Annotated in this window: 20 protein-coding genes; 7 read left to right on the top strand and 13 right to left on the bottom strand. The window is 68.8% G+C overall.

Translation table 11 applies throughout. The features are described from left to right. Positions 1–7: 7 nt before the first annotated feature. From KUTG_RS17285 to KUTG_RS17275, 3 genes are all read left to right on the top strand, one after another. Positions 8–4,978, top strand: a complete 4,971-nt coding sequence (locus tag KUTG_RS17285; protein ID WP_043718112.1) for an NAD-glutamate dehydrogenase — start codon at positions 8–10, stop codon at positions 4,976–4,978. 141 nt (positions 4,979–5,119) lie between these two features. Further along, the gene (locus tag KUTG_RS17280; RefSeq protein ID WP_043718107.1) at positions 5,120–5,551 is read left to right on the top strand and encodes an acyl-CoA thioesterase; all 432 of its coding nucleotides are present in this window, start codon (positions 5,120–5,122) and stop codon (positions 5,549–5,551) included. Beyond that, complete coding sequence (locus KUTG_RS17275; RefSeq protein ID WP_043718102.1) at positions 5,544–6,179, top strand: hypothetical protein; 636 nt, start codon at positions 5,544–5,546, stop codon at positions 6,177–6,179. The genes KUTG_RS17280 and KUTG_RS17275 overlap by 8 nt, the downstream gene beginning before the upstream one ends. A gap of 51 nt (positions 6,180–6,230) precedes the next feature. Here the strand turns inward: KUTG_RS17275 and KUTG_RS17270 are convergent, their stop codons facing one another. From KUTG_RS17270 to KUTG_RS17245, 6 genes are all read right to left on the bottom strand, one after another. Next, positions 6,231–8,066, bottom strand: a complete 1,836-nt coding sequence (locus KUTG_RS17270; RefSeq protein WP_043718100.1) for a LamG-like jellyroll fold domain-containing protein — start codon at positions 8,064–8,066, stop codon at positions 6,231–6,233. 101 nt (positions 8,067–8,167) lie between these two features. After that, positions 8,168–9,763: a glycoside hydrolase family 13 protein gene (locus KUTG_RS17265; RefSeq protein WP_157494589.1), complete on the bottom strand. Its 1,596-nt coding sequence runs from the start codon at positions 9,761–9,763 to the stop codon at positions 8,168–8,170. A gap of 102 nt (positions 9,764–9,865) precedes the next feature. Beyond that, a complete protein-coding gene (locus tag KUTG_RS17260) occupies positions 9,866–10,249 on the bottom strand; it encodes a globin (RefSeq protein WP_043718098.1) in 384 nt (127 codons plus the stop codon). Between the two features lie 16 nt (positions 10,250–10,265). Further along, positions 10,266–10,736 (bottom strand): mechanosensitive ion channel family protein, encoded by a 471-nt coding sequence (locus KUTG_RS17255; protein WP_052394770.1) that lies wholly within the window; start codon positions 10,734–10,736, stop codon positions 10,266–10,268. Between the two features lie 342 nt (positions 10,737–11,078). Further along, positions 11,079–11,741, bottom strand: coding sequence for a mechanosensitive ion channel family protein (locus KUTG_RS66250; RefSeq protein WP_052394767.1), 663 nt, complete (start codon positions 11,739–11,741; stop codon positions 11,079–11,081). A gap of 6 nt (positions 11,742–11,747) precedes the next feature. Continuing rightward, positions 11,748–13,880, bottom strand: a complete 2,133-nt coding sequence (locus KUTG_RS17245) for a prolyl oligopeptidase family serine peptidase (protein ID WP_043718096.1) — start codon at positions 13,878–13,880, stop codon at positions 11,748–11,750. A gap of 152 nt (positions 13,881–14,032) precedes the next feature. On the opposite strand from KUTG_RS17245, the gene KUTG_RS17240 reads away from it, so the two are divergent. After that, positions 14,033–14,716 carry an HNH endonuclease gene (locus KUTG_RS17240; RefSeq protein WP_198047207.1) on the top strand — a complete coding sequence of 228 codons (684 nt, stop codon included), beginning with the start codon at positions 14,033–14,035 and terminating at the stop codon, positions 14,714–14,716. A gap of 228 nt (positions 14,717–14,944) precedes the next feature. Here KUTG_RS17240 and KUTG_RS17235 read toward each other — a convergent pair whose 3' ends face one another. Beyond that, on the bottom strand, positions 14,945–15,313 hold the full coding sequence (locus tag KUTG_RS17235) for a hypothetical protein (RefSeq protein WP_043718093.1): 369 nt from the start codon (positions 15,311–15,313) through the stop codon (positions 14,945–14,947). A 318-nt stretch (positions 15,314–15,631) separates the two neighbouring features. Here KUTG_RS17235 and KUTG_RS17230 point away from each other — a divergent pair, with 318 nt between their 5' ends. Then, positions 15,632–15,895 carry an aa3-type cytochrome oxidase subunit CtaJ gene (locus tag KUTG_RS17230; RefSeq protein WP_043718091.1) on the top strand — a complete coding sequence of 88 codons (264 nt, stop codon included), beginning with the start codon at positions 15,632–15,634 and terminating at the stop codon, positions 15,893–15,895. Further along, on the top strand, positions 15,882–16,361 hold the full coding sequence (locus KUTG_RS17225; protein WP_043729687.1) for a DUF5130 family protein: 480 nt from the start codon (positions 15,882–15,884) through the stop codon (positions 16,359–16,361). The genes KUTG_RS17230 and KUTG_RS17225 overlap by 14 nt, the downstream gene beginning before the upstream one ends. A gap of 65 nt (positions 16,362–16,426) precedes the next feature. Here KUTG_RS17225 and pepN read toward each other — a convergent pair whose 3' ends face one another. Continuing rightward, positions 16,427–18,979 (bottom strand): aminopeptidase N, encoded by a 2,553-nt coding sequence (gene pepN, locus KUTG_RS17220; protein WP_043718089.1) that lies wholly within the window; start codon positions 18,977–18,979, stop codon positions 16,427–16,429. Between the two features lie 216 nt (positions 18,980–19,195). On the opposite strand from pepN, the gene KUTG_RS17215 reads away from it, so the two are divergent. After that, on the top strand, positions 19,196–19,825 hold the full coding sequence (locus KUTG_RS17215) for a mycothiol-dependent nitroreductase Rv2466c family protein (protein ID WP_043718085.1): 630 nt from the start codon (positions 19,196–19,198) through the stop codon (positions 19,823–19,825). Positions 19,826–20,169: 344 nt separating this feature from the next. Here the strand turns inward: KUTG_RS17215 and KUTG_RS17210 are convergent, their stop codons facing one another. The 5 genes from KUTG_RS17210 to KUTG_RS17190 form a co-directional block, all read right to left on the bottom strand. After that, positions 20,170–20,811 carry a TetR/AcrR family transcriptional regulator gene (locus tag KUTG_RS17210; protein WP_043718083.1) on the bottom strand — a complete coding sequence of 214 codons (642 nt, stop codon included), beginning with the start codon at positions 20,809–20,811 and terminating at the stop codon, positions 20,170–20,172. A 109-nt stretch (positions 20,812–20,920) separates the two neighbouring features. Next, a complete protein-coding gene (locus KUTG_RS17205) occupies positions 20,921–22,276 on the bottom strand; it encodes an NAD(P)/FAD-dependent oxidoreductase (protein WP_157494587.1) in 1,356 nt (451 codons plus the stop codon). Continuing rightward, positions 22,273–22,503 (bottom strand): ferredoxin, encoded by a 231-nt coding sequence (locus tag KUTG_RS17200; protein WP_043718080.1) that lies wholly within the window; start codon positions 22,501–22,503, stop codon positions 22,273–22,275. The genes KUTG_RS17205 and KUTG_RS17200 overlap by 4 nt, the downstream gene beginning before the upstream one ends. A 79-nt stretch (positions 22,504–22,582) precedes the next feature. Continuing rightward, positions 22,583–23,203, bottom strand: coding sequence for a ferric reductase-like transmembrane domain-containing protein (locus KUTG_RS17195; protein ID WP_232240834.1), 621 nt, complete (start codon positions 23,201–23,203; stop codon positions 22,583–22,585). Positions 23,204–23,450: 247 nt separating this feature from the next. Next, positions 23,451–24,782: an NAD(P)/FAD-dependent oxidoreductase gene (locus tag KUTG_RS17190; protein ID WP_084579414.1), complete on the bottom strand. Its 1,332-nt coding sequence runs from the start codon at positions 24,780–24,782 to the stop codon at positions 23,451–23,453. Positions 24,783–24,916: the final 134 nt, after the last annotated feature.

Here is a 24,916-nt window from a genome sequence, read left to right as displayed (position 1 = left end):
CCTGAAAATGAGCTCGACTGGAGCCCCGTCCCGCCCTGCGACCGCCGGTACCGGCGTGAGCCGCGAAGACCGGCTGGACAGTCCCGAACAGGTACGCGATGAGCTGATCGGCGGCGCAGTCGCCGCCGCACCGGAACTCGCAGAACTGATCCGCCTCTACTACCGCTACGTGCCCGCCGAGGAAGTCATCGACGACGACCCTGGCGACCTGGTCGGCGCGGTGCGATCCACCTACCAGCTGGCGGACAACCGTGTCCCCGGCCGACCGGTGGTCCGCATCCTCAACCCGACCCGGTCCCAGGACGGGTGGACGTGCCCGGTGACGGTCGTGCAGATCGTCACCGACGACATGCCCTACCTGGTCGACTCGATCTCCTCGGCGCTGATTCGCAGCGGGATCCAGGTGCACCGCGTCGTGCACCCGATCGTGGTGGTGCGCCGGGACGTGACGGGTGCGCTCCGCGAGGTGCTGCCGGAGGCCGATCCGGGGGAGCCGCCGGCGGACACCCTCGCCGAGTCGTGGATGCACATCGAGGTCGACCTCATCACGGACGCCGAGCGCGGCCGCGAGCTCGAGAACCGGCTGATCTCGGTGGTCAACGACGTCCGCGAGGTCGTCGAGGACACCGACAAGATGGCGGGCACGGCCCTCCAGCTGGCCGACCAGCTGGAGCAGGCGCCGCCGAGGCTGGACGCCGAGGAGGTCGCCGACGGCATGAGCCTGTTGCGGTGGCTGGCTGAGGGGCATTTCACCTTCATCGGCTACCGCCAGTACGAGCTCGTCGAAGACCCCGCGGGCGGCGAGGAGCCGGCGTTGCGCGCGGTTCTCGCTTCTGGCCTGGGCGTGCTGCGCCAGGACAGCCTGGCGGCGCGAAGCCTGACCGCAGGACCGGACACGGCTGCGCAGGCGCTGGCGCCGGAGTTGCTGGTGTTGACGCAGGCGAGTGCGCCGTCCGCGGTGCACCGCTCGATGTACCCGTACTACGTGGGCGTGAAGACGTTCGACGCCGAAGGCAATGTCAGCGGCGAGCACCGGTTCCTCGGCGTCTTCACGACGTCGGCGCTGCACGAGGACGTGCTGGACATCCCGGTGATCAGCCGTCGGGTCCGCAACGTCATCCACCGCGCCGGCTTCCCGCTGGAGTCGTACTCCGGCCAGCGGATGCTCGAGGTCATTCAGAACTACCCGCGCAGCGAGCTGTTCTCCACCGACGCGGACACGCTGTACGACATCGCGACCGGTGTGCTCGCCCTGGCCGAGCGCCGTCGGCTGCGGCTGTTCCTGCGGCGTGACCCGTACGGGCGGTTCTACTCGTGCCTCGTATATCTGCCGCGCGACCGGTACACGACGACGTCGCGGTTGGCGATGCAGGAGGTCCTGCTCGCCGAACTGCAGGGCAAGAACCTCGAGTACAGCGCGCTGATCGGCGAGAGCCCGCTGGCCCGGGTGCACTTCATGGTGCACACGGAGCCGAGCGAAGCGGCAGAACCGAATTCCATTCGCATTCAGGCCCTGCTGGGTGAAGCCACCCGCAACTGGGACGACCGCATGGCGGACGCGATTCTGTCCGAGCACAACGAGCCCGAGCAGGCCTCGGATTCGGCGAACCAGCTCGGCGCGGAGTCCGCCACCGAGCAGGGCCAGCGCTTCGCGATGGCCTTCCCGGAGAGCTACAAGGAAGACTTCACCGCCACCGAAGGCCTTGCCGACCTGCGCCGGATCCAGCGGTTGTCCGAGGGTGACCTGGACATGTCGTTCTACCTGCCGGCGGACGCCGAGCCGGGGGAGCGGCGGTTCAAGCTGTACCTGGCCGGCGCGCGGGTGACGCTGTCGCAGGTGCTGCCGGTGTTGCAGCGGATGGGCGTCGAGGTCGTCGACGAGCGTCCGTACGAGATCCAGCGCGAGGACGGCACGCAGTGCTGGATCTTCGACTTCGGCCTGCGCATGGAGCAGGGCGTGCTGGACCGCCTCGCCAAGCAGAACCTGGACACCGTTCGTGTCCTGTTCCAGGACGCGTTCGCGGCGGCCTGGCGCGACGAGGCGGAGGTCGACAGCTTCAACGCCCTCGTGCTGCGCGCCGGACTCGGCTGGCGGCAGGCCTCGGTGCTCCGCGCGTATGCGAAATACCTGCGCCAGGTGGGAATCCCGTACAGCCAGGACTACATCGAGGATGCGGTCCTGCGCTACACGAACGTCGCCGAGGCACTGGTGCGGCTGTTCGAGTCGCGCTTCGACCCGGCGCTGTCGGACGACACCCGCACGGGTGTGGTCACGGCGTTGACGGCCGAGATCACCGAGCTGATCGACGAGGTGACCAGCCTCGACGCGGACCGGATCCTGCGCCAGCTGCTGTCGCTGATCAACGCGACGCTGCGGACGAACTACTTCGTGCGCAACGCCGATGGCGATGCGCGGCCGTACCTGGCGGTCAAGCTGGACTCCCGCTCGCTGCCGGAGCTGCCTGACCCGAAGCCGCGCTTTGAAATCTTCGTGTACTCGCCGCGCTTCGAGGGCGTGCACCTGCGGTTCGGCCCGGTCGCCCGAGGCGGCCTGCGCTGGTCCGACCGGCGGGAGGACTTCCGCACCGAGATTCTGGGTCTGGTCAAGGCGCAGGCGGTGAAGAACGCCGTGATCGTGCCGGTCGGCGCCAAGGGCGGCTTCGTGTTGAAGCGTCCGCCGGCTCCCAAGGGCGACCCGGGCCTGGACCGCGAGGCGTTCCTGGCCGAGGGCATCACCTGCTACCGCATGTTCATCTCGGGCCTGCTCGACCTGACGGACAACCTCGACGCGGGCACGGTCGTTCCCGCCCCGCAGGTCGTCCGGAACGACGGCGACGACACCTATCTGGTCGTCGCGGCGGACAAGGGCACCGCGACGTTCTCGGACATCGCCAACGAGGTCGCCGGCAAGTACGGCTTCTGGCTCGGCGACGCGTTCGCCTCCGGCGGGTCGGTCGGCTACGACCACAAGCAGATGGGCATCACCGCCAAGGGCGCGTGGGAGAGCGTCAAGCGGGCGTTCCGGGAACTGGACGTCGACACTCAGACGCAGGAGTTCACGGTCGTCGGCGTCGGCGACATGTCCGGTGACGTGTTCGGCAACGGCATGCTGCTTTCCGAGCACATCCGGCTGGTCGCCGCGTTCGACCACCGGCACGTGTTCCTCGACCCGAGCCCGGTGGCGGCGCCGTCGTTCGCCGAGCGGAAGCGCCTGTTCGAGCTGCCGCGCTCGTCGTGGGACGACTACGACCGCAGCCTGATCAGCGACGGCGGTGGCGTGTGGCCGCGGACGGCCAAGTCGATCCCGCTGAGCCCGCAGGTCAAGGAGGCACTGGGCATCGACGGCGACGTCGACCACATGGCCCCGACCGATCTGATCAAGAAGATCTTCCTGGCGCCGGTCGACCTGCTGTGGAACGGCGGCATCGGCACGTACGTGAAGTCGGCGACCGAGTCACACGCGGAGGTCGGCGACAAGGCGAACGACGCGGTCCGCGTTGACGGCGCCGACCTGCGGGTGAAGGTCATCGGTGAGGGCGGCAACCTGGGGTTGACGCAGCGTGGCCGGATCGAGTTCGCCCGTGCGGGCGGGCGGGTCAACACCGACGCGTTGGACAACTCGGCCGGCGTCGACTGCTCCGACCACGAGGTCAACATCAAGATCCTGCTGGATCACCTCGTCACCGAGGGACAGCTGGACCGTGAGCACCGCAACGAGCTGCTGGCCGAGATGACCGACGAGGTCGGCATGCTGGTGCTGCGCGACAACTACTGGCAGAACGCCGTGCTGGGGGTCAGCCGGGCGCACGCGGCGCCGATGCTGTCGGTGCACGCGCGGTTGGTCGCCGACCTGGAGGCGAACCACGGTCTGGACCGCCACCTGGAGGCTCTGCCGTCGAGCATGCAGTTCAAGGCGCTGGAGAAGGCGGGCGACGGTCTGACCTCGCCGGAGCTGGCGACGCTGCTCGCGCACGTCAAGCTGGCGATCAAGGACGAGGTGCTGGCCAGCAACCTGCCCGACTCGGACGTGTTCGTGCGCAGGCTGCCGGAGTACTTCCCGAGCAAACTGCGTGAGCAGTTCGGCAACGCGATCGGCTCGCACCCGCTACGCAAGCAGATCACCACGACGCTGTTGGTCAACGAGGTCGTCGACGGCGGCGGCATCTCGTACGCGTTCCGGCTGGCCGAGGAGGTCGGCGCGAGCTCGACCGACGCGGTTCGGGCGTACGCGGTCGTGACGAACGTCTTCGGGTTGCCGCAGATCTGGCGCGAGATCGACGAGTTGGACAACAAGGTCTCCACGGATCTGCAGAACTCGCTGATGTTGGAGACCCGCCGACTGCTCGATCGCGCGTCCCGGTGGCTGCTGTCCAACCGGCCGCAGCCGCTGGCCGTTGGCGCCGAGATCAATCGCTTCTCGACGATGGTGACCGAGCTGGCGCCCCAGGCGCTGTCGCTGCTGCGTGGCCGCGAGCGGGAGATCGTCGCCGGCCATGCGGAACAGCTGGTCGACCAGGGCGCTCCCAAGGACCTGGCGGAGCGCGTCGCCGCACTGCTCTACACGTACGGCCTGCTGGACATCAGCGAGGTCGCGGAGCTGGCGGAGCGCGAAGGGCTGGGTGTCGAGCGCACGCACCAGGAGACGGCGGAGCTGTACTACGCGCTGTCGGAGCACCTGAACATCGACCAGATGCTCAGCTCGGTCAGTGACCTGGAACGCGGTAACCGCTGGCACGCGCTCGCCCGCCTGGCGTTGCGTGACGATCTGTACTCCTCGCTGCGGGCGATCACCCTCGACGTGCTCCGGCACAGCGATCCCGGGGAGAGCCCCGAGGTGAAGATCGCCAACTGGGAGCAGTCCAACGCGTCGCGTCTCGGCCGTGCCCGGGCGGCACTCCAGGAGATCAGCCGGGTCGGCCGGCTCGACCTGGCGACGCTGTCGGTGGCGGCGCGGCAGGTGCGCAGCATGATCCGCTGACGTCGACGGACAACGGGCCCCGCCGGCGAACGTCGCCGGCGGGGTCCCGTTCTGTTCGGGCAGCTGTCCGCGAAATGGTCTCCGAGCTGGCTGGGTAGGATCCAATACTGAATCTGGGCATCAGCCAGGGAGGCGTTGTAGTTGGGTGTCTTCGTCGCGCAGGTGCGACCGCGGTGGTCCGACATGGATGCTTACGGGCACGTCAACCACGCGAACACGGTCACCCTTCTGGAAGAGGCACGAGTCGCTCTCGTGTTCACCGAGGCGGCGCGGCAGGGTCTCGTCGACATGTCGCGCGGCATGGTCGTGGTGAAACTGGCGGTGGACTACCGCGTTCCGCTGGTGTTCGACGGGGGATCGGTCGACATCGAGATGTCGGTGCGCGATCTGAGGGCGTCGTCGTTCATGTTGGACTACTCCGTGCGCAGTGGTGGAAACGGCTCGTCGACGGTTGCGGTGACGGCGGAGACGCTGATCTGTGCCTACGACGTTGAAGAAACGAGGCCGCGGCGGTTGACGGACTCCGAACGGGACTTCCTGGCGAGCTGGCACTCTGGGGGCGCACGTGGCTGAGCTGGTGTTTGCTGACACGTCGGAGCGCGACGATCTCGGCGCGTTCGTGGCCCGGGCCGTGCGCTTGGACCAGCAAGGGGTAGTGCGTCTGCGCAACCGCGGCGAAGATCGGGTCGAAGCGTGGGTCGCGACGCCGTTCGATGTGCTGGCGACCCGGACCGTTGCCGGTTCGGCGACGCCGTCGGACGTGGCGGTCGCGGGCAGTGAGCTGCTCTCCGGCCTGGCGATCCTGCGTGGCGACCGGGTGGATCCGGGCGCGTCGAAAGATCTGATGTGGCGCAGTGCCCTGCCGCCGGCGGAGGGGTGGAAGCAGGTCGACGATCTGCCGGTAGCCGTGATGACGGAACTGGCCGACCAGGGCGTGGCCGTCGCGCGCGAGAACTCCGGCCCGCACGGGACGCCGCCGGCGTCGCTGTTGGACCAGACGGTGCTGACCGTGAGCGGCAGCGGGCTGGACGTCAAGATTCCGCTGCGTTGTCTGTTCGCGCTGTCCGGGATGGGGTTCCTGGGATCTGGCGACCTCGAGGGCAATGTGCGGGTGACCGCGACGGACGCGTGGCTGCGTATTGACGCCCGGTTCGGCGCGGTCGTGCGTCGACGCCATGCCTTGCTGCCGCTGCTGGTGTGAAGTCGACTTCGCCGGTCGAGTTGGTGTCGGCCGGCGAAGTCGACCTGGTGGTCAGCGGAGCATGAACTCGTGGACCGACAGAGCGCGGTCGACGACGCGGACGTCGCCGATCCAGCCGTAAAAGCCCTGGTCGACGGTGCGGTCGTAGTCATAGGCGCCGAGTAGCCAGTTGCCGGTGCCGGAGATGCCGGTGGCCGGGGTCTTGGGGTTCCTCAACACTGGACAACCGTTGACGAACATTGACGAGTGTTGACCAGTGTTGACGAGAGCAACGTGCCACCACTGGTCGAGGAGCAGCTCGTGGCCCCAGCAGGTGGAGATACCGGTCTGGTTGAGAGGGAAGACGGCCCACTGGAACTGGGCGCCGTCGGAGAGGGCCAGGGTGGCGGCGGGCTCGAGCGGATCGTCGCCCGTCTTGCCGGCGTCGCGGCCGCGGCACAGGCGGGAGAAGATGCCGCACCAGGCGTGCAGGCCGTTCTTGAAGTCGCCGGGGACCTTGACGAACGCCTCGATGGTGTAGCCGTGTTGGAAGTTGGTGGCATTGAGAGGCGCGGCGTCGACGGTCTGAAGGTAGGCGCCGTGGCCCGGGTTCTTGCCGCCGTCGAAGCGGAGGCTGCCGTGCGCGGGGGCACCGGGGTGGAAGTCGGCGGACCAGGTCAAAGCTGACGGACCACTGCCGGGCATGGTGACTCGGACGAGGTCGTTGCCGTGGCCGGAGAGGTCGCGTTGCACAAGACCGTCGGCGAAGGGCGTGCCGGCGGCGGGACCGTTGTCGAACCGCCAGTAGGCGAGGGTGCCGGGGACCAGGACGTCCCGCGTCGGGCGGGAGACAGGCGGGGGAACGGGGGCGAAGCCGCTGAACCGGGCAGTGAAGTCGACGTCGAGCGTGAAGCGGTTGACGGGGCCGGTGAGCTCGATCTCGCGGCGGTCCAGCTTGTTGAGCCGGGAGGAGTTCTGGTCGAGCAGCCAGGGCGAGATGGTCGAAACGTCGATGACGTTGCGGGCCAGATCGAAGCGGTAGAGCCGGATCATGGCGCTGCCGCCGTAGTAGTGGTCCTGGTAGTTGGTGATGTGCACATGGACGTCGTGTCCGGCCCTGTTGCGCAGCACGGCCCGGCCGGGCGGCCAGAAGTGGCCGTTGAGGGTGAGGAAGATCTGGTCGTTGTCGTTGATGAGCTGGTCCCATAGCTGCTGCCCGTAGTCGGACAGCGAAGCCTGGCCGGCGTCGTCGGCGTAGGCGAGTTCGTGGGTGGTGAGGATGACCGGGGTCTTCGGGTGCTGGCGGATGACCGTGCGGGCCCAGTCGAAGCCGGCGGGGGACAGCCGCCAGTCCAGGGCGAGGACGAGCCAGTCGCGGCCGCCGCCCCGGAACAGGTGGTAGCTGTTGTAGCCGTCCTTGGACGAACCGCGGAATGTCGGCGAACTGTGGAACCGCTGCGGACCGAAGGTCGACAGCCACGGGCTGCTGCCGCGCTGGTCGTCGGTTGAGGAGTTCACGTCGTGGTTGCCGGCCAGCACGCTGTAGCCGACGCGGTTGCGGTCGAGCGCCTGGAACGAGTGGCCGATCTGGGCGATTTCGCCGGCCTCGCCGTGTTCGGTGAGGTCGCCGAGGTGCGACAGGAAGACAACATTGTCAGCACCGCCGTCGAGGACGTGGCGCAGCGAGGCGTCCAAGGGCGTGGCGTCGCCGCGGTCCTCGTCGAACAGGTACTGCGTGTCCGGCATGACGACGAGCGTGAAGCGTGGGTCGTTCGGATCGGGGTACCAGCCGGCCGTCGATGACGGGGCCGCGGACGCGGAGACAGTGCCGAGCGCACCGGTCGCCGCCACCCCCGCACCGATGAGCCCAGCACCACGCAGGAAGCTGCGACGACTTGAGTCACTCATGGGCGGGAAGTTAATCGCCGATCCCCAACGCGGGCGGAACTGCCGGTGAACGGTGCCAGGCCAGCGGCCACGGTGCGGCCCCCGACGGGACGAGAAAGCCGTCACACCAGCCAGACGGCGGTGTCCGGGGGCAGGAGGTCGGCGGCCATCGGCCCGCTGGCCAGCAGCACCTGCCCGGGCGGCAGCGGCACGGGGGCGCTGCCGGTATTGAGGGCGCAGATGAGACCGCCGCCCTTGCGGCGGAAGGCGAAGCAGCCAGGAGGGGCGCCGTACCACTCGAGGCTCTCGCCGCCGAAGGCTGGATGGGTCTTCCGGAGCTCGAGGGCCTGGCGGTAGAGGGACAGCATGGACCCGGGGTCCTCGAGCTGGGCCTCGACGGTGAGGCCGGCCCACTCGTGCGGCATGGGCAGCCAGGTGGCGACGCCGGAGGAGAAGCCGAAGGGGGGCTGGTCGCCCTCCCAGGGAATGGGCACGCGGCAGCCGTCGCGGCCCCGATCGGTGTGCCCGGACCGAAGCCAGATGGGGTCCTGGAGGGCCCAGTCGGGCAGTTCGACGTTGGACAGCCCGAGTTCCTCGCCGTTGTAGACGTAGACGACCCCGGGCAGGGCGAGCTCTACGAGGGCCATGGCCCGGGCGCGCTGACGACCGAGTAAGCCGTCGCCGTAGCGGGTGACGTGCCGGACGACGTCGTGGTTGGACAGAGTCCAGGTGGCGGGGGAGTCGACGTAGGTGACGGCGGCGAGCGAGGAGTCGATGGCGTTGCGGACGGAGTCGGCGTCGAACTCGGCTTCCACGAGGCGGAAGTTGAAGCCGAGGTGGAGCTCATCGGCTCGGAGGTAGCGGGTGAACCGCTCGTTCTCCTTGACCCAGATTTCGCCGACGGCCATGGCGTTGGGGTACTCGTCGAGCACCTTGCGGATCATGCGGTGGATCTCGTGCACACCGTCGTCGTCGAATCGCGGGTCGAGGGCGTTGTCGTGCAGCACGCCGGCGCCGATCTCGGCCCGGGGGTCCATGTCGGGCAGCCCGTACGGCTTGGCCATGCCGTGGGCGACGTCGATGCGGAAGCCGTCGGCCCCGCGGTCGAGCCAGAATCGGAGGGTGCGCTCGAGATCGGCGCGAACCTCGGGATGGGACCAGTTCAGGTCGGGCTGCTGGGGCGCGAACAGGTGCAGGTACCACTGCCCGTCGGCGACCCGCGTCCAAGCGGGCCCGCCGAACACGCTGGTCCAGTTGTTGGGCGGCATTGAGCCGTCGCCGCCCCGGCCCTCACGGAAGTGGTACCGGTCCCGCTCGACGCTGCCGGGCCCGGCCCGCAGGGCGGCCTGGAACCACCCGTGCTGGTCGCTGGTGTGGTTGGGCACGAGGTCGACGGTGACCTTGATGCCGCACTTGTGCGCGTCGGCAACGAGGCGGTCGAACGCGGCCAGGTCGCCGAACTGCGGGTCGACGTCCCGTGGATCGGCGACGTCGTAGCCGTGATCGGCCATCGGCGAGCGGTAGAACGGCGTCAGCCAGAGCGCGTCGACCCCGAGCAGCTCCAGGTAGCCCAGTCGGGACCGGATGCCCTCGAGATCGCCGACGCCGTCGCCGTCCGAGTCCGCGAAGGACCTGACGTACACCTGGTAGAAGACCGCGTCGCGCCACCAAGCCGACTTCTCGGCGATCTCGGCATGAACGTCAGCGGATCGTCGCACGGGGTGTCATATTGCCATCCGTCCGGGATCGGTTGTCCCCTAATGGGTTACGCCAGGCGGAAAACCGTGGTCAGCCGCGCAGTGATCGTTCTCACCGGGATCTCACACCCAGGTGTTGAGCAGGCTGTTGGCCGCCATCTCCAGGTACTCCCACAGCTGCTGGCGCTCGGCCTCGGGCAGCCGCTCCTCGTCGACGGCGATCCGCATGCAGCGCAGCCACGCGTCCCGCTGGATCGGACCGACCGTGAACGGCGCGTGCCGCATCCGCAGCCGGGGGTGGCCGCGCTGGTCGGAGTAGGTGTGCGGGCCGCCCCAGTACTGGATCAGGAACAGCCGCAGACGCTCCTCGGCCGGCCCGAGGTCCTCCTCCGGATACAGCGGACGGAGCACCTCGTCCTTGGCGACCTCGGCGTAGAAGCGGCCGACGATGCGGCGGAACGTCTTCTCGCCGCCGACGGCCTCGTAGAAGTTCTGCGGCGTTCCCACGTCTCTATCCTCGCACTCAGCTGTCCGAGCCTGACGCCTTGGTGTCCTCGAAGCCGGTGCTGCGCGGCCGGGCCGGTGCGGGCTTGGGTGGCTCCTCGGCCGGCTTCGCCGGCGTGCGCACGAACGGCAGTTCGATGCCGGCCGCCACGAACGCGCCCATGATGCGGGCCCGCAGCGCTCGCTGCGTCGCCCACTGCCGGCCGGGCCGGACCTTGACGGTCAGCCGCAGCGTGATGCCCTCCGACGTGACCTTCTCCACGCCGAGCACCTGTGGCGCGTCCATCACGTCGTCGGCGAGCGGCGCCTGGCTCACCGCCTCCTCGGCGGCCTCGCCGAGCACGGCCAGTGCCTCGTCCACGCTGCCGTGGTGGCTGAGCGGCACGTCGACGACGGCGACCGCGAAGCCCTGGCTGGAGTTGCCGATCCGGACGACCTCGCCGTTGCGCACGTACCAGACGGTGCCGTTGACGTCGCGCAGCGTGTTCACGCGCAGGTGCCGATGTCACCCATGTGCGCCACCGTTTCCTACTACGCAGCCGACAAAACTTCCCGGCTATTTTCTCTTGAATCTAAGAATCCGTTGCGTATGAGCTGGGGGCGAAATGGGAGCTCCGCGCTAAATGATTCTCAGACCCCTAAAAATGCCCAGACAAGGTCACATATTCAAGTTACTGAAGATGAGCAAGCAAACTGGGGAACCAGCGTTATAAATCGGTCATAGGCTCCAGATACGCCTGTGATCACCCAAGATGCTGGACGGAGTGGCACAAACAGAATTATGTAGGATCATTGTCCACTCGACATGATTACGTATGAATGCACAGTCTGTTCAGTTGTGAAATATGGGGTAACCTGACTCGACCTTACGCCTCACAATCCCGCGACGTTTTAACACATAGTACATGGGCTTGCTTCCTTGGGAGAACCTTATATCAATGTCTGTCACTAACACTAGCCATGCCTGCCACGACACGCGCAGGCCGACGGCCTCGACGGTGCCGGTGGCCTGGCCGGCATCGATCACGTCGCCGACGCCGTACTGATCCTCCAGCATCATGAAGACGCCGGACAGGAAGTCCCGGACCAGCGATTGCGCGCCGAAGCCGATCGCGACGCCGAGCACGCCGGCCGAGGCGATGATCGGCGTGATGTCGAAGCCGAGCTGCTTCATGATCGTCAGGAACGCGATGCCATAGATCAGCAGCGAGGTCAGCGACTTGAGCACCGAGCCGATGGTCGCGGCCCGCTGCCGCCGCCGCTCCGACCGCTGCGGGGCGGGCAGCTGCTGCACCCGCTCCTTCAGCGGGCGCAGCAGCGGCGGCATCTCGCCGTTGCCCTGCGTGAACTTGTCGATCATCCGGTGGAGCACCAGCCGGATCACCACGGCGAGCACCACGATGATCGCGACCTGAATGGCCCCGGTGACTAACAACGGCCAATTGTCGGCGAACCATCCGGCCGCCTTGACCACGTTGTTGTCCTGCCCGGTCATATGTAGTCAGTCCTCCAGCTCCAAGCCGACCTGATGGGCGAGGAAGCCGAGTTCGTCGACGGCCAGCGCCACGCTGCGCGACACCGACCGCGCCGCGTGGCCGACCTCGGTCTCACGGCGGATCAACACCGGATGCTTGGTGGGGTCAGCGCTGGTGGCGTGCTGCAACGCTGCGCACATCTTGCGGGCGTGGTTCGGGTCCACCCTGCTGTCCGACTCGAACACGGCGAACAGCACGGCCGGGTACTCGACCTCCTCGATCACCCGATGGTACGGGGAGTAGGCCAGCAGCCAAGCCAGCTCGTCGGCCACGGCGGCGCTCCCGTACTCCTCCGCCCACAGCCTGCCCAGCAGAAACCGCTCGTACCGCACCATGTCCAGCAGTGGCGCGGAACACACGACCGCCCGATACAGTTCCGGCCTTTGGGTCAACGCCGCTCCGACAAGCAGACCACCGTTGGATCCGCCGGAGATCGCCAACTGCTCCGGCGTCGTCCAGCCGTTGCGGATCAGGTATTCGGCGGCGGAGTGGAAGTCGTCGAACACGTTCTGCTTGCGGTCGCGCATGCCGGCCTGGTGCCACTGCTCGCCCTCCTCGGAGCCGCCGCGCAGCGACACGAGGACCCACACGCCGCCGGACTGCACCCAGGCCAGGGCGTTGCTGTTGTAGCCGGGACGGCGTGTGAGGGCGAAGCCGCCGTAGCCGGTGACGAGCGTCGGCAGCGGCTGGTCGGGACGGCCGTGCGGCGACACGACGAACATGCGCACCACGGTGCCGTCGCGTGACACGTACTCGAGCTGTTCTGTGCGTACGTCCGGCACCTCAATGGCGCCCGGCGCGGCGGCCCACAGCTCGGTGTCGGACGCACCGACGCGGTAGGTGCGCACGCACGTGGGCGTGGTGAAGTCGGTCCAGCCGAACCAGATGACGCCCTCGCGGCCGCTGGTCCGCGCGTCGGTCATGGTCATGCCGTGCAGGCTGCCCTTGCTCGGCAGGGGCACCTGTCCCACGTGTGCACCCGTCGACGGCTCGTGCAGGTGCAGCTCCGACACGGCGTGCCGGGTGCGCTGGAGCACGAGGTGGGTGCCCTGATCCCCGTCGCCCTCACCTGAGCCGCGCACCCACTCGGCGTTCTCCAGCACAGAGTCGTGCTCTTCGGCCACGAGCTCGGTCCAGTGCTCACGGCCCGGCTGCTGCGGGTCCGCGACGCACAGTCGCCCGCGCGGGGCGTCCAGTGTCGTCAGCAGGTACAGGCGGCCGTCGCCGGCGACCCACGCGTTGCACCGCGCGCCGCCCTCGTCCGACACGACCTCGTTCAGCACGAACTCGTCGGCCGTGAGGTCGGCGATCCACACAGCCTCGCGCTGCGTGGTGCCGCGCCGGCCGTCGACCAGCAGCCAGCGGCCGTCCTCCGAGGTGGACAGCATGAAGTAGTACGTGGGGTCCATGCCGTCGCCGTGCACGTTGACGTCGGTGGCGGCGTCCGTGCCGACACGGTGCCGCCAGACGCGGCGGTGGAACAGCTGCTCGCCCTCCGGCACCTGGTCCGCGGGCAGCCTGCGGACGTAGAAGAACTCCTCGCCGCCGGGCAGCCAGCCCACCGAGCTGTACCGGCAGCGGTCGATCGGGCCGTCGAGCAGCTCGCCGCTGTCCACGTCCAGCACGTGCAGCAGCGACTCCTCGTTGCCGCCGACCGAGATCTGGTACGCCAGGAGGGCGCCCTCGCGGCTCGGCGACCAGGTGTCCAGAGTCGTGCGCCCAGACGGGTCGATGACGGTGACGTCGAGGAGGACGCGCTCGCTGCCGTCACGCTCGCGCAGCCACAGCGCGGCGTGGTCCTGGCCCGGGTCGCGGCGGGTGAAGAACGCCCGGCCGTTACGCCAGACGGGTGCTCCGACGCTGCCGGCCGCCGTGAGCCGCTCCAGCCGTCCGCGCAGCGCGTCACGGCCGGGCAGCGCCGTCAGCCACGACTCCGTGACCCCGTCCTGTGCGGCCGACCAGGTGACAGTGCGCTCGTCGGCCGGGTCCTCCAACCAGCGGTACGGGTCGGACACAGCGTGTCCGTGCAGGTCCTCCACGAGCGGCAGACGCTCGGCCGGTGGATAGGACGCCGTCAAACGGGGGAGTGCCTCGGTCATCTGCCGAAGGGTAGCGACCTAGGTGAAAACGATCGCCGTTAGGCCACGGTTCGCCATGGATTTGACGACGGGTTCATGACATGTCATGCATCACACGTGCGTTGAGCGGGTCAAGTGTGGTCGACTATGGCTGCACCGGTGGAGGTGGTCGCGTGCCCGACCGACAACCCATACCGATCGGCGCCCCCAGATCGGGAGTGGCGCCGCGGGTCCCTCTGTCTCAAGTTCCTGCCCAGACCCAGGTCAGCGGCCACGTATCCAGCGTGGATCCGGACCGGGTCGGCCAGGACAGGGCGCGTGGTGCGCCGACAGGGCCCAGTTGGGGTCGGCGCAGGGTGCTCCTGCTCAACGCCACGTTCGAGCCGCTGACGGCGTTACCGCTGCGGCGGGCCGTGGTGCTGGTGGTCTGCGGCAAGGCCGAGGTCGTGCACGGCGACTCGGCCGGTCTGATCCTGCATTCCTCCACTGCCAGCGTCGTGGTGCCCTCGGTCATCCGGCTGTCCAGCTACGTCCGGGTCCCCTATCGCGGCCGGGTGCCGCTGACCAGGGCCGGGCTGATGCACCGGGACCGCTACCGCTGCGCGTACTGCGGCGGGCGGGCAGAGACTATCGATCATGTGGTGCCGCGTTCGCGCGGGGGTCCCCACAGCTGGACCAACTGCGTGGCCTGCTGTGCCAAGTGCAACCACCGCAAGGCCGACAAGATGCTGTCCGAACTGGGTTGGAGGCTGCTGGTCGTCCCGACCGCGCCCCGGGGGCCGCACTGGCGGCTGCTGGCGGGCGTGGCCGACGCCGACCCCCAATGGCTGCCATACCTGGGCGAGCCCGCGGCGTGAGCCGGCGGTTCGCCCGGGTGAACGGCCCGCGGTAGCGGGGCACGTGCCGAAACGGCCCGTACTGGTTCGCCTTCGGTCCAGTTAGTTCAATCGATAACATCTAACAATGCACATCAGGCGCTGGTCTATAGACAAGCGGAACATAGGTAGATTAGGCGGGTCAGGCTACAAAACAAGATAGTAATTAGTAGAGGGGAGTATGTAGAACCTCGCCCGTTGTGCCTGTGGTCAGGCCGCGCGGTTGACCCTGATGCCGTCGCGGTTGACCCGGATCCCCGCTCGGTCGGCGGCGGCCCGGTTGACGCGGATGCCGTCGCGGTTGACGCGGATGCCGTCGCGGTTGACGCGGATCCCGTCGCGGTTGACCCGGATCCCCGCTCGGTCGGCGGCGGCCCGGTTGACGCGGATGCCGTCGCGGTTCACGCGGATACCCTCGCGGTTGACGCGGATCCCGGCCTGAGCGTTCACCCGAATGCCACGCTGGACAAGGGTGGTCTTGTTCACCCGGATGCCCGAGGTCGCCGTGAATACCGTGTGCAGCTCTTCACTCGATCGGGTGACAGTCACGACCGGGGTGGGGAGGTTCGGCGTGTGCATGGCGTGCCCTCCTGGGGGGATCAGGGTGGAATTCAGGCAAGGCCCTTGCTCCGCAAGACCCGTACAGGTGAAAGCTAATCTTGATTCGCCGGTCAGGACAAGCCGCCAAACCGGCGGCATTCGCGTTGTCTACCCGGGGTCCGTTCGGCGCAGCGCGTTACACCGCAAGAGTGCGTGGCGATGATCACGTTCACGCGCTGTCGTCGGCAACGGTGTGGTCACTACGCCGCGCACAGCGCCCGTTCGGGCGTGGTCATCGCCCCGGAGCGGGGCGGCCGGTGACGCGCGGCGGGACGGCCTCGGCTACCGTAAGGCCTCGTGAACGTCGTGGACACCCTCCTCGTCTTCGCGCTGATCCCGCTGTGTGTGTACGGCGTGATCGCGTTGCTGACGCTGTGGCCGAAGTTCGCGCGTACCCCCCGGTACCAGGCAGGCCAGGAGTGGGGCTACGCGCCAGTGTGGTGGACCGCCAATCCCGTGGGCGTAGGCGCCCACACCCTCTCCGCGCACGCCGCGCTGGAGCAGGGCGAGGCCGGCGAGCCCGCTCCGACCGCCCGGGGAGGTGCCCGTGGCAACTGGTGAGATCGCGCAGCGGGGCGACGTCGAGCTCGGCTACGGCGAGGCCCTGATGGCCGACGGCCGGCTCTCGGTCGCCGTCGAGCAGAAGCCCCAGCCGCCAACCCTGCCCTTCCGCTCCGCCGAGCTGGCGCAGCTGGACGAGGCGCTGACCCTGTCGAGCCGGGAGACCGGCCTCGACTTCAGCGTCTACCTGGGCGAGCTGGACGGCGACGACACCCGCAAGGCCGCCGAGGAGCTGCACGCGCAGACCCTGCGGCCGACGCACGCGGTGCTGATCGCCGTGTCCCCGGGCCAGCGCGCCGTCGAGATCGTGACCGGCGACGAGTCGCACCGCCGGCTGCCCGACCGCGGCTGCAAGCTGGCCGTGATGAGCATGGTGGCCTCCTTCAAGGAGGGCAACCTGGCCGGCGGCCTGGTCAGCGGCCTGCGCATGCTGACCGACCAGGCGGGTCCGGCGCCCCGCCGGTGACCTGGTCGTAGACACGAGGAGGCCCTCCCGGACGAATCCGGGAGGGCCTCCTTTGCGCTACGGGGTCAGGACCGGTCGAACTCGCGGGCCGCCAACGCCCGCACGATGCCGGCGCGGCCCTCGGACACCAGGCGGCGCAGCGACGGCGGGTGCTCCTCGGACTCCAGCCAGGCGTCGGCCGCCTGCACGGTCGACTCGGCCACCGCCCACGACGGGAACAGGCCTGTCACCGTCGGCTGCGCCCGCTCGCTGGACCGGCGCCGCCACACGTCCGCGACGTCGGCGAAGTACTTCTCCGCGTACGGCGCGAGCAGCTCCTTCTGGCTCGGGTGCGCGAAGCCGTAGATGATCGCCTCGTTCACCGCGTTCGGCAGATCGTCGTCGTGCACCGCCCGACGCCACGCCTCGGCCTTGTTGGCCTCGGTCGGCACCAGCGCGCGGGCCCGCTCGGCGTGCCGCTGACCGGCCGCCGTCGGATCCTGCTCCAGCTCGTCACGCACCTCGGCGTCGCCGGCCGCGCCGTGCGCGGTCAGCGCCTGCAGCAGCCGCCAGCGCAGGTCGGTGTCCACCACGAGGCCCGGCAGCGGCGCCGAGCCGTCCAGCCAGCCCTTCAGCACGGCGACGACGTCGTCGGTCAGCGCCGAGCCGGACAGCGAGTTGACGAACGCCAGCTGGTGGTCCGAGCCCGGCTCCGCGGAGCGGGCCAGCCCCAGCACCGTGTCGGTGAACCGCCGCCAGCCCTCCGGGGCCCACGACGGGTCCGCGTACGAGGAGATCGCGGTCTGCGCCTGGAGCAGCAGCCGCTGCACGACGCCGACCTCGCTCTCGGTGTGGATGCTGCCCAGCACCAGCGTGACGAAGTCGCGGGCCTTCAGCTCGGCCTCGCGGGTCATCTCCCACGTGGCCGACCAGCACAGCGTGCGGGGCAGCGGCTCGGTGATGTCGACGATCCGGTCGACCAGCGTGGCCAGCGAGTCGTTGTCCAGCCGCATCGTGCAGTAGGTCAGGTCGTCGTCGTTGACCAGCACCAGCTTGCCCCGCGGCACGCCCACCAGGTCCGGCACCTCGGTGCGCTCGCCCGTCACGTCTAGCTCGACACGGTGCGTGCGGACCAGCTTGCCGGTCTCCGGGTCGTCGTCGTAGACGCCGATCGCCAGCCGGTGCGTGCGCAGCTCGCCCGCACCCGGGCGGGCGCCGCCCTGCAGCACGGCGAACTCGCCGAACCGGCCGTCCGCGTCCACGGTGAACTTCGGCCGCAGCAGGTTCAGGCCGGTGGTCTCCAGCCACTGCGCCGACCACCACGACAGGTCGCGGCCCGACGCCTCCTCCAGCGCCGCCAGCAGGTCGGACAGGGTGGCGTTGCCCCAGGCGTGCTTGGCGAAGTACACCCGCAGCCCGCCGAGGAAGTTGTCCAGGCCCACGTAGGCCACCAGCTGCTTGAGCACGCTGGCGCCCTTGGCGTACGTGATGCCGTCGAAGTTGACCTCGACTGCCTGCAGGTCCGGGATGTCCGCCGCCACCGGGTGGGTGGAGGGCAACTGGTCCTGCCGGTACGCCCAGGACTTCTCGATGTTGGCGAAGGTCGTCCAGGCGTGCGGGTACTCGGTGGCCTCGGCCTGCGACAGCACACTGGCCCAGGTGGCGAACGACTCGTTCAGCCACAGGTCGTCCCACCAGCGCATGGTGACCAGGTCGCCGAACCACATGTGCGCCATCTCGTGCAGCACCGTCTCGCAGCGCCGCTCGTACATGTAGCGGGTGACCCGGCTGCGGAAGACGAAGTCCTCCAGGAAGGTCACCAGGCCGGCGTTCTCCATCGCGCCCGCGTTGAACTCCGGCACGAAGGCCTGGTCGTACTTGCCGAACGGGTAGCGGACCCCGAAGGCGCGGTGGAAGAAGTCGAAGCCCTGCTTGGTCTGCGTGAACAGGCGCTCGTGGTCCATGTGCTCGGCCAGCGACGCGCGGCAGTACAGGCCCAGCGGGATGCTGCCCTCGTCGTCGGTGAACTCGTCACGCCACTCGGCGTACGGGCCGGCGACCAGCGCGATCAGGTACGTCGACAGGGTCTTGGTGGTCTCGAAGACGTGGCGCGAGGTCTCCGGGTTCAGCTCCTCGACGCTGGCCGACGGAGCGTTGGACATCACCTTCCAGTCCTTCGGCGCGGTCACCGTGACGTCGTAGACCGCCTTCAGGTCCGGCTGGTCGAAGCAGGTGAACATGCGCTTCGCGTCGGCCGTCTCGAACTGGGTGTACAGGTAGACGCCCTTGTCGACCGGGTCGACGAAGCGGTGCAGGCCCTCGCCGGTGTTCGTGTACAGGCACTGAGCCCGTACCACCAGTTCGTTCTGCTCGGCCAGGTCGGACAGCGCGATGCCATCCTCGTCCCGATAGCCGGAGACATCGAGTTCGACGCCGTTGAGCACGGCTGACTGCACCTCGCCCGCGACGAGGTCGATCCAGGTCGACGCGCCGGCCGTGCGGCTGCGGAAGCGCACGGTAGTCGTCGATCCGAACACGGGACCGTCGCCGGTCAGGTCCAGTTCTATGTCGTAGGACTGGACCTCGAGGAGCGCCGCGCGCTGCTGGGCCTGGGCGCGGGTGAGGTTCGGCGCGGCCACTGGGTCACCTCATCTGTGGATGTCGGGGGTCCGGATCGGCTGTCGTTCGCCACCGGGGATGGGCAGGGGTCCCCGCATCCAATCACGTGACGTGGTCGCCGCGCTGCCAGGATCCGGCGTAATCGCCGGACGGGAAGACCGGACGCCCCCCGATGGTTGCCCTTAGGTGTGGAGCCCGGGCTGGCCGGGCCGGCGTGACCCATGGAGATGTGTCGAATGAGCGCAGTGTCCTCCTTCTCGGACGAGAAGGTGAAGGTCGACTTCTGGTTCGACCCAGCATGCCCGTGGGCGTGGATCACGTCCCGCTGGATCCTCGAGGTCGCCGAGCACCGCGAGCTCGACCTGAACTTCCATGTGATGAGCCTTTCCGTGCTCAACGACGGGCGTGACCTGCCAGAGCAGTACCGCGACTTCCTCGACCGGGCCTGGGGCCCGGTGCGGGTGGCCATCGCCGCCGCCAAGCACCACGGCGACAAGGTGCTGCTGCCGCTCTACACGGCCATGGGCACCCGGATCCACAACGAGGGCGTCAAGGACTTCGACGAGGTCATCAAGCTCGCCCTGGCCGACGTCGGCCTGCCGGCCGAACTCGCGGAGGCGGCTGCCAGCACCGAGTACGACGAGGAACTGAAGGTCAGCCACCACTCCGGCATGGACCCGGTCGGCATGGACGTCGGCACCCCGGTCATCCACGTCAACGGCGTCGCGTTCTTCGGCCCGGTGCTGTCCAAGATCCCGCGCGGCGAGGACGCCGTCCGCGTGTTCGAGGGTGCCCGACTGCTCGCCGGCTACCCGCACTTCTACGAGCTCAAGCGCACCCGGACCGAGTCGCCCGACTTCTCCTGACCCGTCTGGCCGCCGACTCGGGCGCGGCCGCCGCACTCCTCGCGGCGGTCGCGCCTGACCTTTTCGTCGAACTTCTCGACTGCGCGCGAGCTTCTCGACCGCCCACGAGCTGCTGGGCTGCGCGCGAACCTCTCAAGTTCGTGCGACTTGCTCGACTGCGTACGGACCCCCTCCCCGACTTCGTACGAACTTCTCGATTGCGCGCGAACTGCCCGATCGAGCGCGAGCTGCTCTCCTTCGCCGAGTTCTGGTCGCCGACGGCCGGCTCGACCGCGTGCGGACTCCTCGATCGTGTGCGAACTTCTCACGTCCGTCGGACTTCTCGAGTGGGGGCGCGGATGTGGTCAGAGCTCGTGGTCGGCGTGCCAGTCGACGTCGGCGAGGGTGGTCGGCTTGCCGGGCAGGACGGTCGCCGAAGCGGGGCGGAGTCCGTCGAGCATGAGCTGGGTGAGGCGGGCGTCCAACTCCTCGGGCATGGTGCCGGGCACGTCGAACGGCCGCTTGAGGTGCAGCGACACGAGCATGGCGACGTCGACCACGCCGACGTCGGTGCGCATGGAGCCGTCGGCCTGAGCAGTGATGATCATCTGCTCGACGATGTGCAGCAGGTCCCGGCGGGCGGAGCGGATCTCGTCGCTCTGGTGGAGGGCGGAACGCAGCTGCGGGTCGACGATGGAGCGCAGCGCGCCGAGACGCAGGGCGACGGACTCGCGGACGAACCGGCTCAGCGCGGACCAGGCGTCGGGCTCGGTGCGCAGGGCGGTGCGGGCGAGTTCGGTCATGTGCTCGACGGTGTGTACGGACAGGGCCCGCAGCAGCGCGACCCGGTCGGGGAACCGCCGGTAGAGCGTGCCGACGCCGACGCCGGCGTGGCGGGCGATCTCCTCCATGGGGACGCCGACGCCCTGGTTGACCAGCAGCTCACGGGCGGCGGCCAGGATCTGGTCGCGATTGCGCTTCGCGTCCGCCCGCAACTGTCCCGTCATCGCCGCGCGCCCTCCACCGGCAGAAATGTGTTCGAAGGCTACCCGGCGCACACAAGGTTGTGGCCCCTCCCAGGCCGGGAGGGGCCACAACCGTGACCGTTCGAGCGGGTCAGCGACCGTTGCGCATGGCCGGGGCCTTGAGCCGGGCCGACAGCTCGCTGACGTCGATCTTGCTCTCGCTCGGGCTGCGCTCGCTGAGCGTCTCGGCGTTCGCGGTGGTCGGGTTCTCCGCCGGCGTGCGCCGCGGCGCGTTGCGGACGCGCTCGCTGGGCACCATCGGGCGCAGCTTCTGGTCGAGCTGCCTGGTCAGGTGGATCATCGTGCGCGGCTGGTTGAGTCCGACGATGCCGACCGGCTTGCCGGCGCGAATGTAGCCGGTGATGGACCTCTCGGCGCCGTTGGGCCGCGTGCTCAGGTACATCGTCTGCTGGCCGATGGCCGGGATGCCGGCGGCCTGGATGCGCACGTGGTGCTGCTCGGACCAGAACCGGGGCAGCGGCGTGAACGGCTTGGCCCGCGACTTGCCGGCCAGCAGGCTCTCGGCGGCGGCCCGGCCCATCTCGATGGCGTTGAGCCAGTGCTCGACACGCCGCGGCACGCCGTCGAACCGCAGGTTGGGCCAGCGGGCGACGTCACCGGCGGCGACGACGTCGGAGGCGCCGACCACGTGGCAGGTCGGCTCGCACAGCACGCCGTCCTCCAGCACGAGGCCGGAGCCGGCTAGCCAGTCCGTGGACGGCATGCTGCCGACCGCGAGGATCACGCAGGCGGCGGTGATCAGCCGCTCGTTGGACAGCACGATCGCGACGCCCTCGGGGCCGGTCGCCCAGTGCCGGATGTCCACGCCGAGCGCCAGGTCGACGCCGTGGCGGCGGTGCAGGTCGCCGATGGCCGCGCCGAGCTCGGGGCCGAGCGCCTTGCCGAACAGCGTCTTGGACCGGCCGATGATGGTGACGTCCCGGTTCATCTCACGGCAGCTGGAGGCGAACTCGCAGCCGGTGAAGCCGGTGCCGATGACCACGACGCGGCCCTTGGAGCGGGTGAGCGTCTCCTTGATCGCCATGGCGTCGTCGAGCGTGCGCAGGGCGTGCACGCGCGGGTCGTGTCGGGGTGCGCCGGCCAGGTGTCTGGCCTCGACCCCGGTGGCGATCATCAGGCCGTCGTACTTGAGCTCCTCGCCGCCGGGCAGGTGCACGACGTGCCGCCCGTGGTCCAGCTTGTGCGCCCGGGTCCTGGTCCGCCAGATCGCGTCGATGTCGTGGTAGGCGGGGAAGAACAGGTCCTTGGTGGCCAGCTTGCCCGTCACCAGCTGCTTGGACAACGCCGGCCGGTGATACGGCTTGTGCGGCTCGTCGCCGACGATCACGATCTCGCCGTCGAACTTCAGCTCGCGCAGCCGCTCGGCGGCGCGCAGCGCGGTCAGCCCGGCACCGACGATGACGATTCGTTCCATCCTGCCGCTCACAGTTGCTCCCCGGACAGCTGGATCGCACGCATCGGGCAGGCCATCGCGGCGGCGCGGGCCTGGTCGGCGTACTCGGGGATCACCTCGGTGACGTAGCGCAGCCGCTCGTCCTCGGTCAGTTCGAACAGGCTCGGGGCCTCGTACTGACAGGTGCCGTAGAGGTGACAGCGACCGTTGTTCACGCTGATGGTCAGGGAGCTGCCGTGCAGAGCGCGACGAGGACTCATCGGGCCAGCAGTCCTTTCTCAAGAGGCGGGTTCGGGGTAACCGCGTGGCGGACGGGGCGGGACGTTCGGGGGGATCCCGCTAACCGCCGCTGAGCACTCCTGCTCCGACGAGGTTCTTGCTGGGGACGAAGCGGAGCACGGCCAGCACGACGGTCGGAATCATCAGGGTCAGTCCGCCGAGCCAGACGATGGACAGGTGACCGTTGGCGACCGCGCCGAGCCAGGAGTGCACGATGGTGATGCCCACCGCTATGTAGGCCATCTGGTGGAAGCGCAACCACCTCCTGTACACGAAGAACTTGACCAGCCCCGTCGAGATCAGGATCGCGGTCATCACCTCGAGCCCGAGGATGCCGAACGCCCAGCGCAGCTGGCCGCCGTCCAAGATCGGGATGGTGAGGTTGATCCAACTGAAGATCTCGTCGGAATCGGTGAGGAAAAGGAAGCATGCCGCATGCAGCCCGCCGAAGGCGAGCGTGAAAGTCGCCATAACCATGTGGCTGCTACGAACGGCCTGCCGTCCTGTCAGCTTGGTGACCCATCCGGTCGCGGTGAAAATCCCCCAGACCAGGGTCAGGCACATCAACGCATAGGCCAACCGGGCCGAAAGCGCGGCTACCTGTCGCACGCCAGAATCGTGCGCGGAGTGCACTGTCGGCGAAACAATCAACTGCGTCAACGTTATCAACTGCGTCGACACCTCAGACGCCTCCCGGACGGCCGTGATGCTCGGGGTGGTCCGATCGGAGCAACGGGGTGGGCCGTGTGGTCGGGGCCATGCTCCGGGTCGGATGTCCGATTGTCACTTATTGTTGGTCATGGTTAAACAGTTTGTCTGCGGTGACAGCTGCCTCCAGACGTCCGGGGGAGTAATCCGTGCGGCCGAACGGAGTAGCTGTCAGGGTGGTGCGGCGTTTCTGGTTAGCGGAACTAACGAATTCGGTTGTCTATGTCCTTGTAGAAGTTGGTGTGAGCGTCACACCGGCGGGCAGGTAGTTCGACACCAAGGGTGTTGACTTCGGTGGCGGACGCATAGTTTCTCCTGCCCGGTTGACTGGTTCCCAACCGGATGGAACCGGTTCCTGAAATCCTTTTTTCCGTGCCGCCGGACCCGGTCGGCGGGTGGTGAGCCCGGCCACCAGGCGGTGGAACTCCCGAGGCCGGTCGACGGTGGTCAGCCCGACCAGTCCGTCTTTCCGCGCCGACGCGAGGCTGCCCGGGCCGAGTCGCCCGTGCTCGCCGCCCAGCTGCGGCTGGCCCGCGACCTGCACCCTCATCCGGTGCTGCTCGGTCCAGAACCGCGGCATCGGCGCGAACGCCGGCGCCCGCGACGGTCCCAGCAGCAGGTTCTCCGCCGCCGCCCGGCCCATCTCGACCGCGTTGAGCCAGTGCTCGACTCGCCTGGGCACGTCGTCGAACCGCAGGTTGGGCCAGCACGCCACGTCACCGGCCGCCACCACGTCGGCGGCGCCGACGACATGGCAGGTCGCCTCGCAGTACACGCCGTCACGCTCGTGGTGCGGGACCTTGGAGCCGCGCAGCCAGGACACCGCCGGCAGGCCGCCGACCGCGATGACGACATGCCCGGCGACCAGCACCTGCCCGTCGGACAGGTGGACCGCGATGCCGTTGTCCGCCGGCAGCCAGTGCAGCACCTCGACGCCGAGGACCACACCGACACCCTTGCTCTGGTGCAAACGGGTGACACCGTCGCACACCTCGGGCGGCAGCGCGCCGGCCATCAGCGCCGGCCCGTCGGTCACGATCGTCACCCGCCGCTTGAGGGCGCGGATGCTGGCCGCGACCTCGCAGCCGGTGAAGCCGCCGCCGATCACGACGACGGACTCCTTGTCCGCGGACAGCGCCTCGCGAAGCCGCGTCGCGTCGTCGAGGGTGCGCAGCTGGTGCACGCGCGGGTCGTTGACTGGGGCGCCCGGCAGGTGCCGGGACTCCATTCCGGTGGCAATCACCAGACCGTCGTAGGCGAGCTGTTCGCCGCCGGGCAGCGCGAGCACGCGCTTGCCGGTGTCGACGCCGCGAGCCGCGGTGTTCAGCCGCCAGCGCGCGTCGACCTCGGTGTAGGCGGCCAGCGTCAACTGGTCGGCCTGCACTTTCCCGGTCAACAGCTGCTTCGACAGCTCAGGACGGTGATAAGGACGGTGTGGCTCGTTGCCGACCATCACCACCTCACCCTCGAACCTGAGTTCACGCAGCCGTTCAGCGGCTCTCAAGCCCGCCGCTCCAGCCCCTACTACGACGATGCGATCTCGTCGGTTCACCGACTACGTCCTCGCTCACCGCGTGGTGTCCGCCACGCCGGCCCCGACCGCACGTGTGATCCAGCAAACCGGCACATCGGATCGCGCTCCGATAGCCGTTAGGTAACAGTTTGTCGGTCAGGGGCGTGGTGGCT

The organism is Kutzneria sp. 744 (assembly GCF_000568255.1).
Taxonomy (GTDB): Bacteria; Actinomycetota; Actinomycetes; order Mycobacteriales; family Pseudonocardiaceae; genus Kutzneria.
This window is presented reverse-complemented; position numbering and strand designations above follow the sequence as displayed.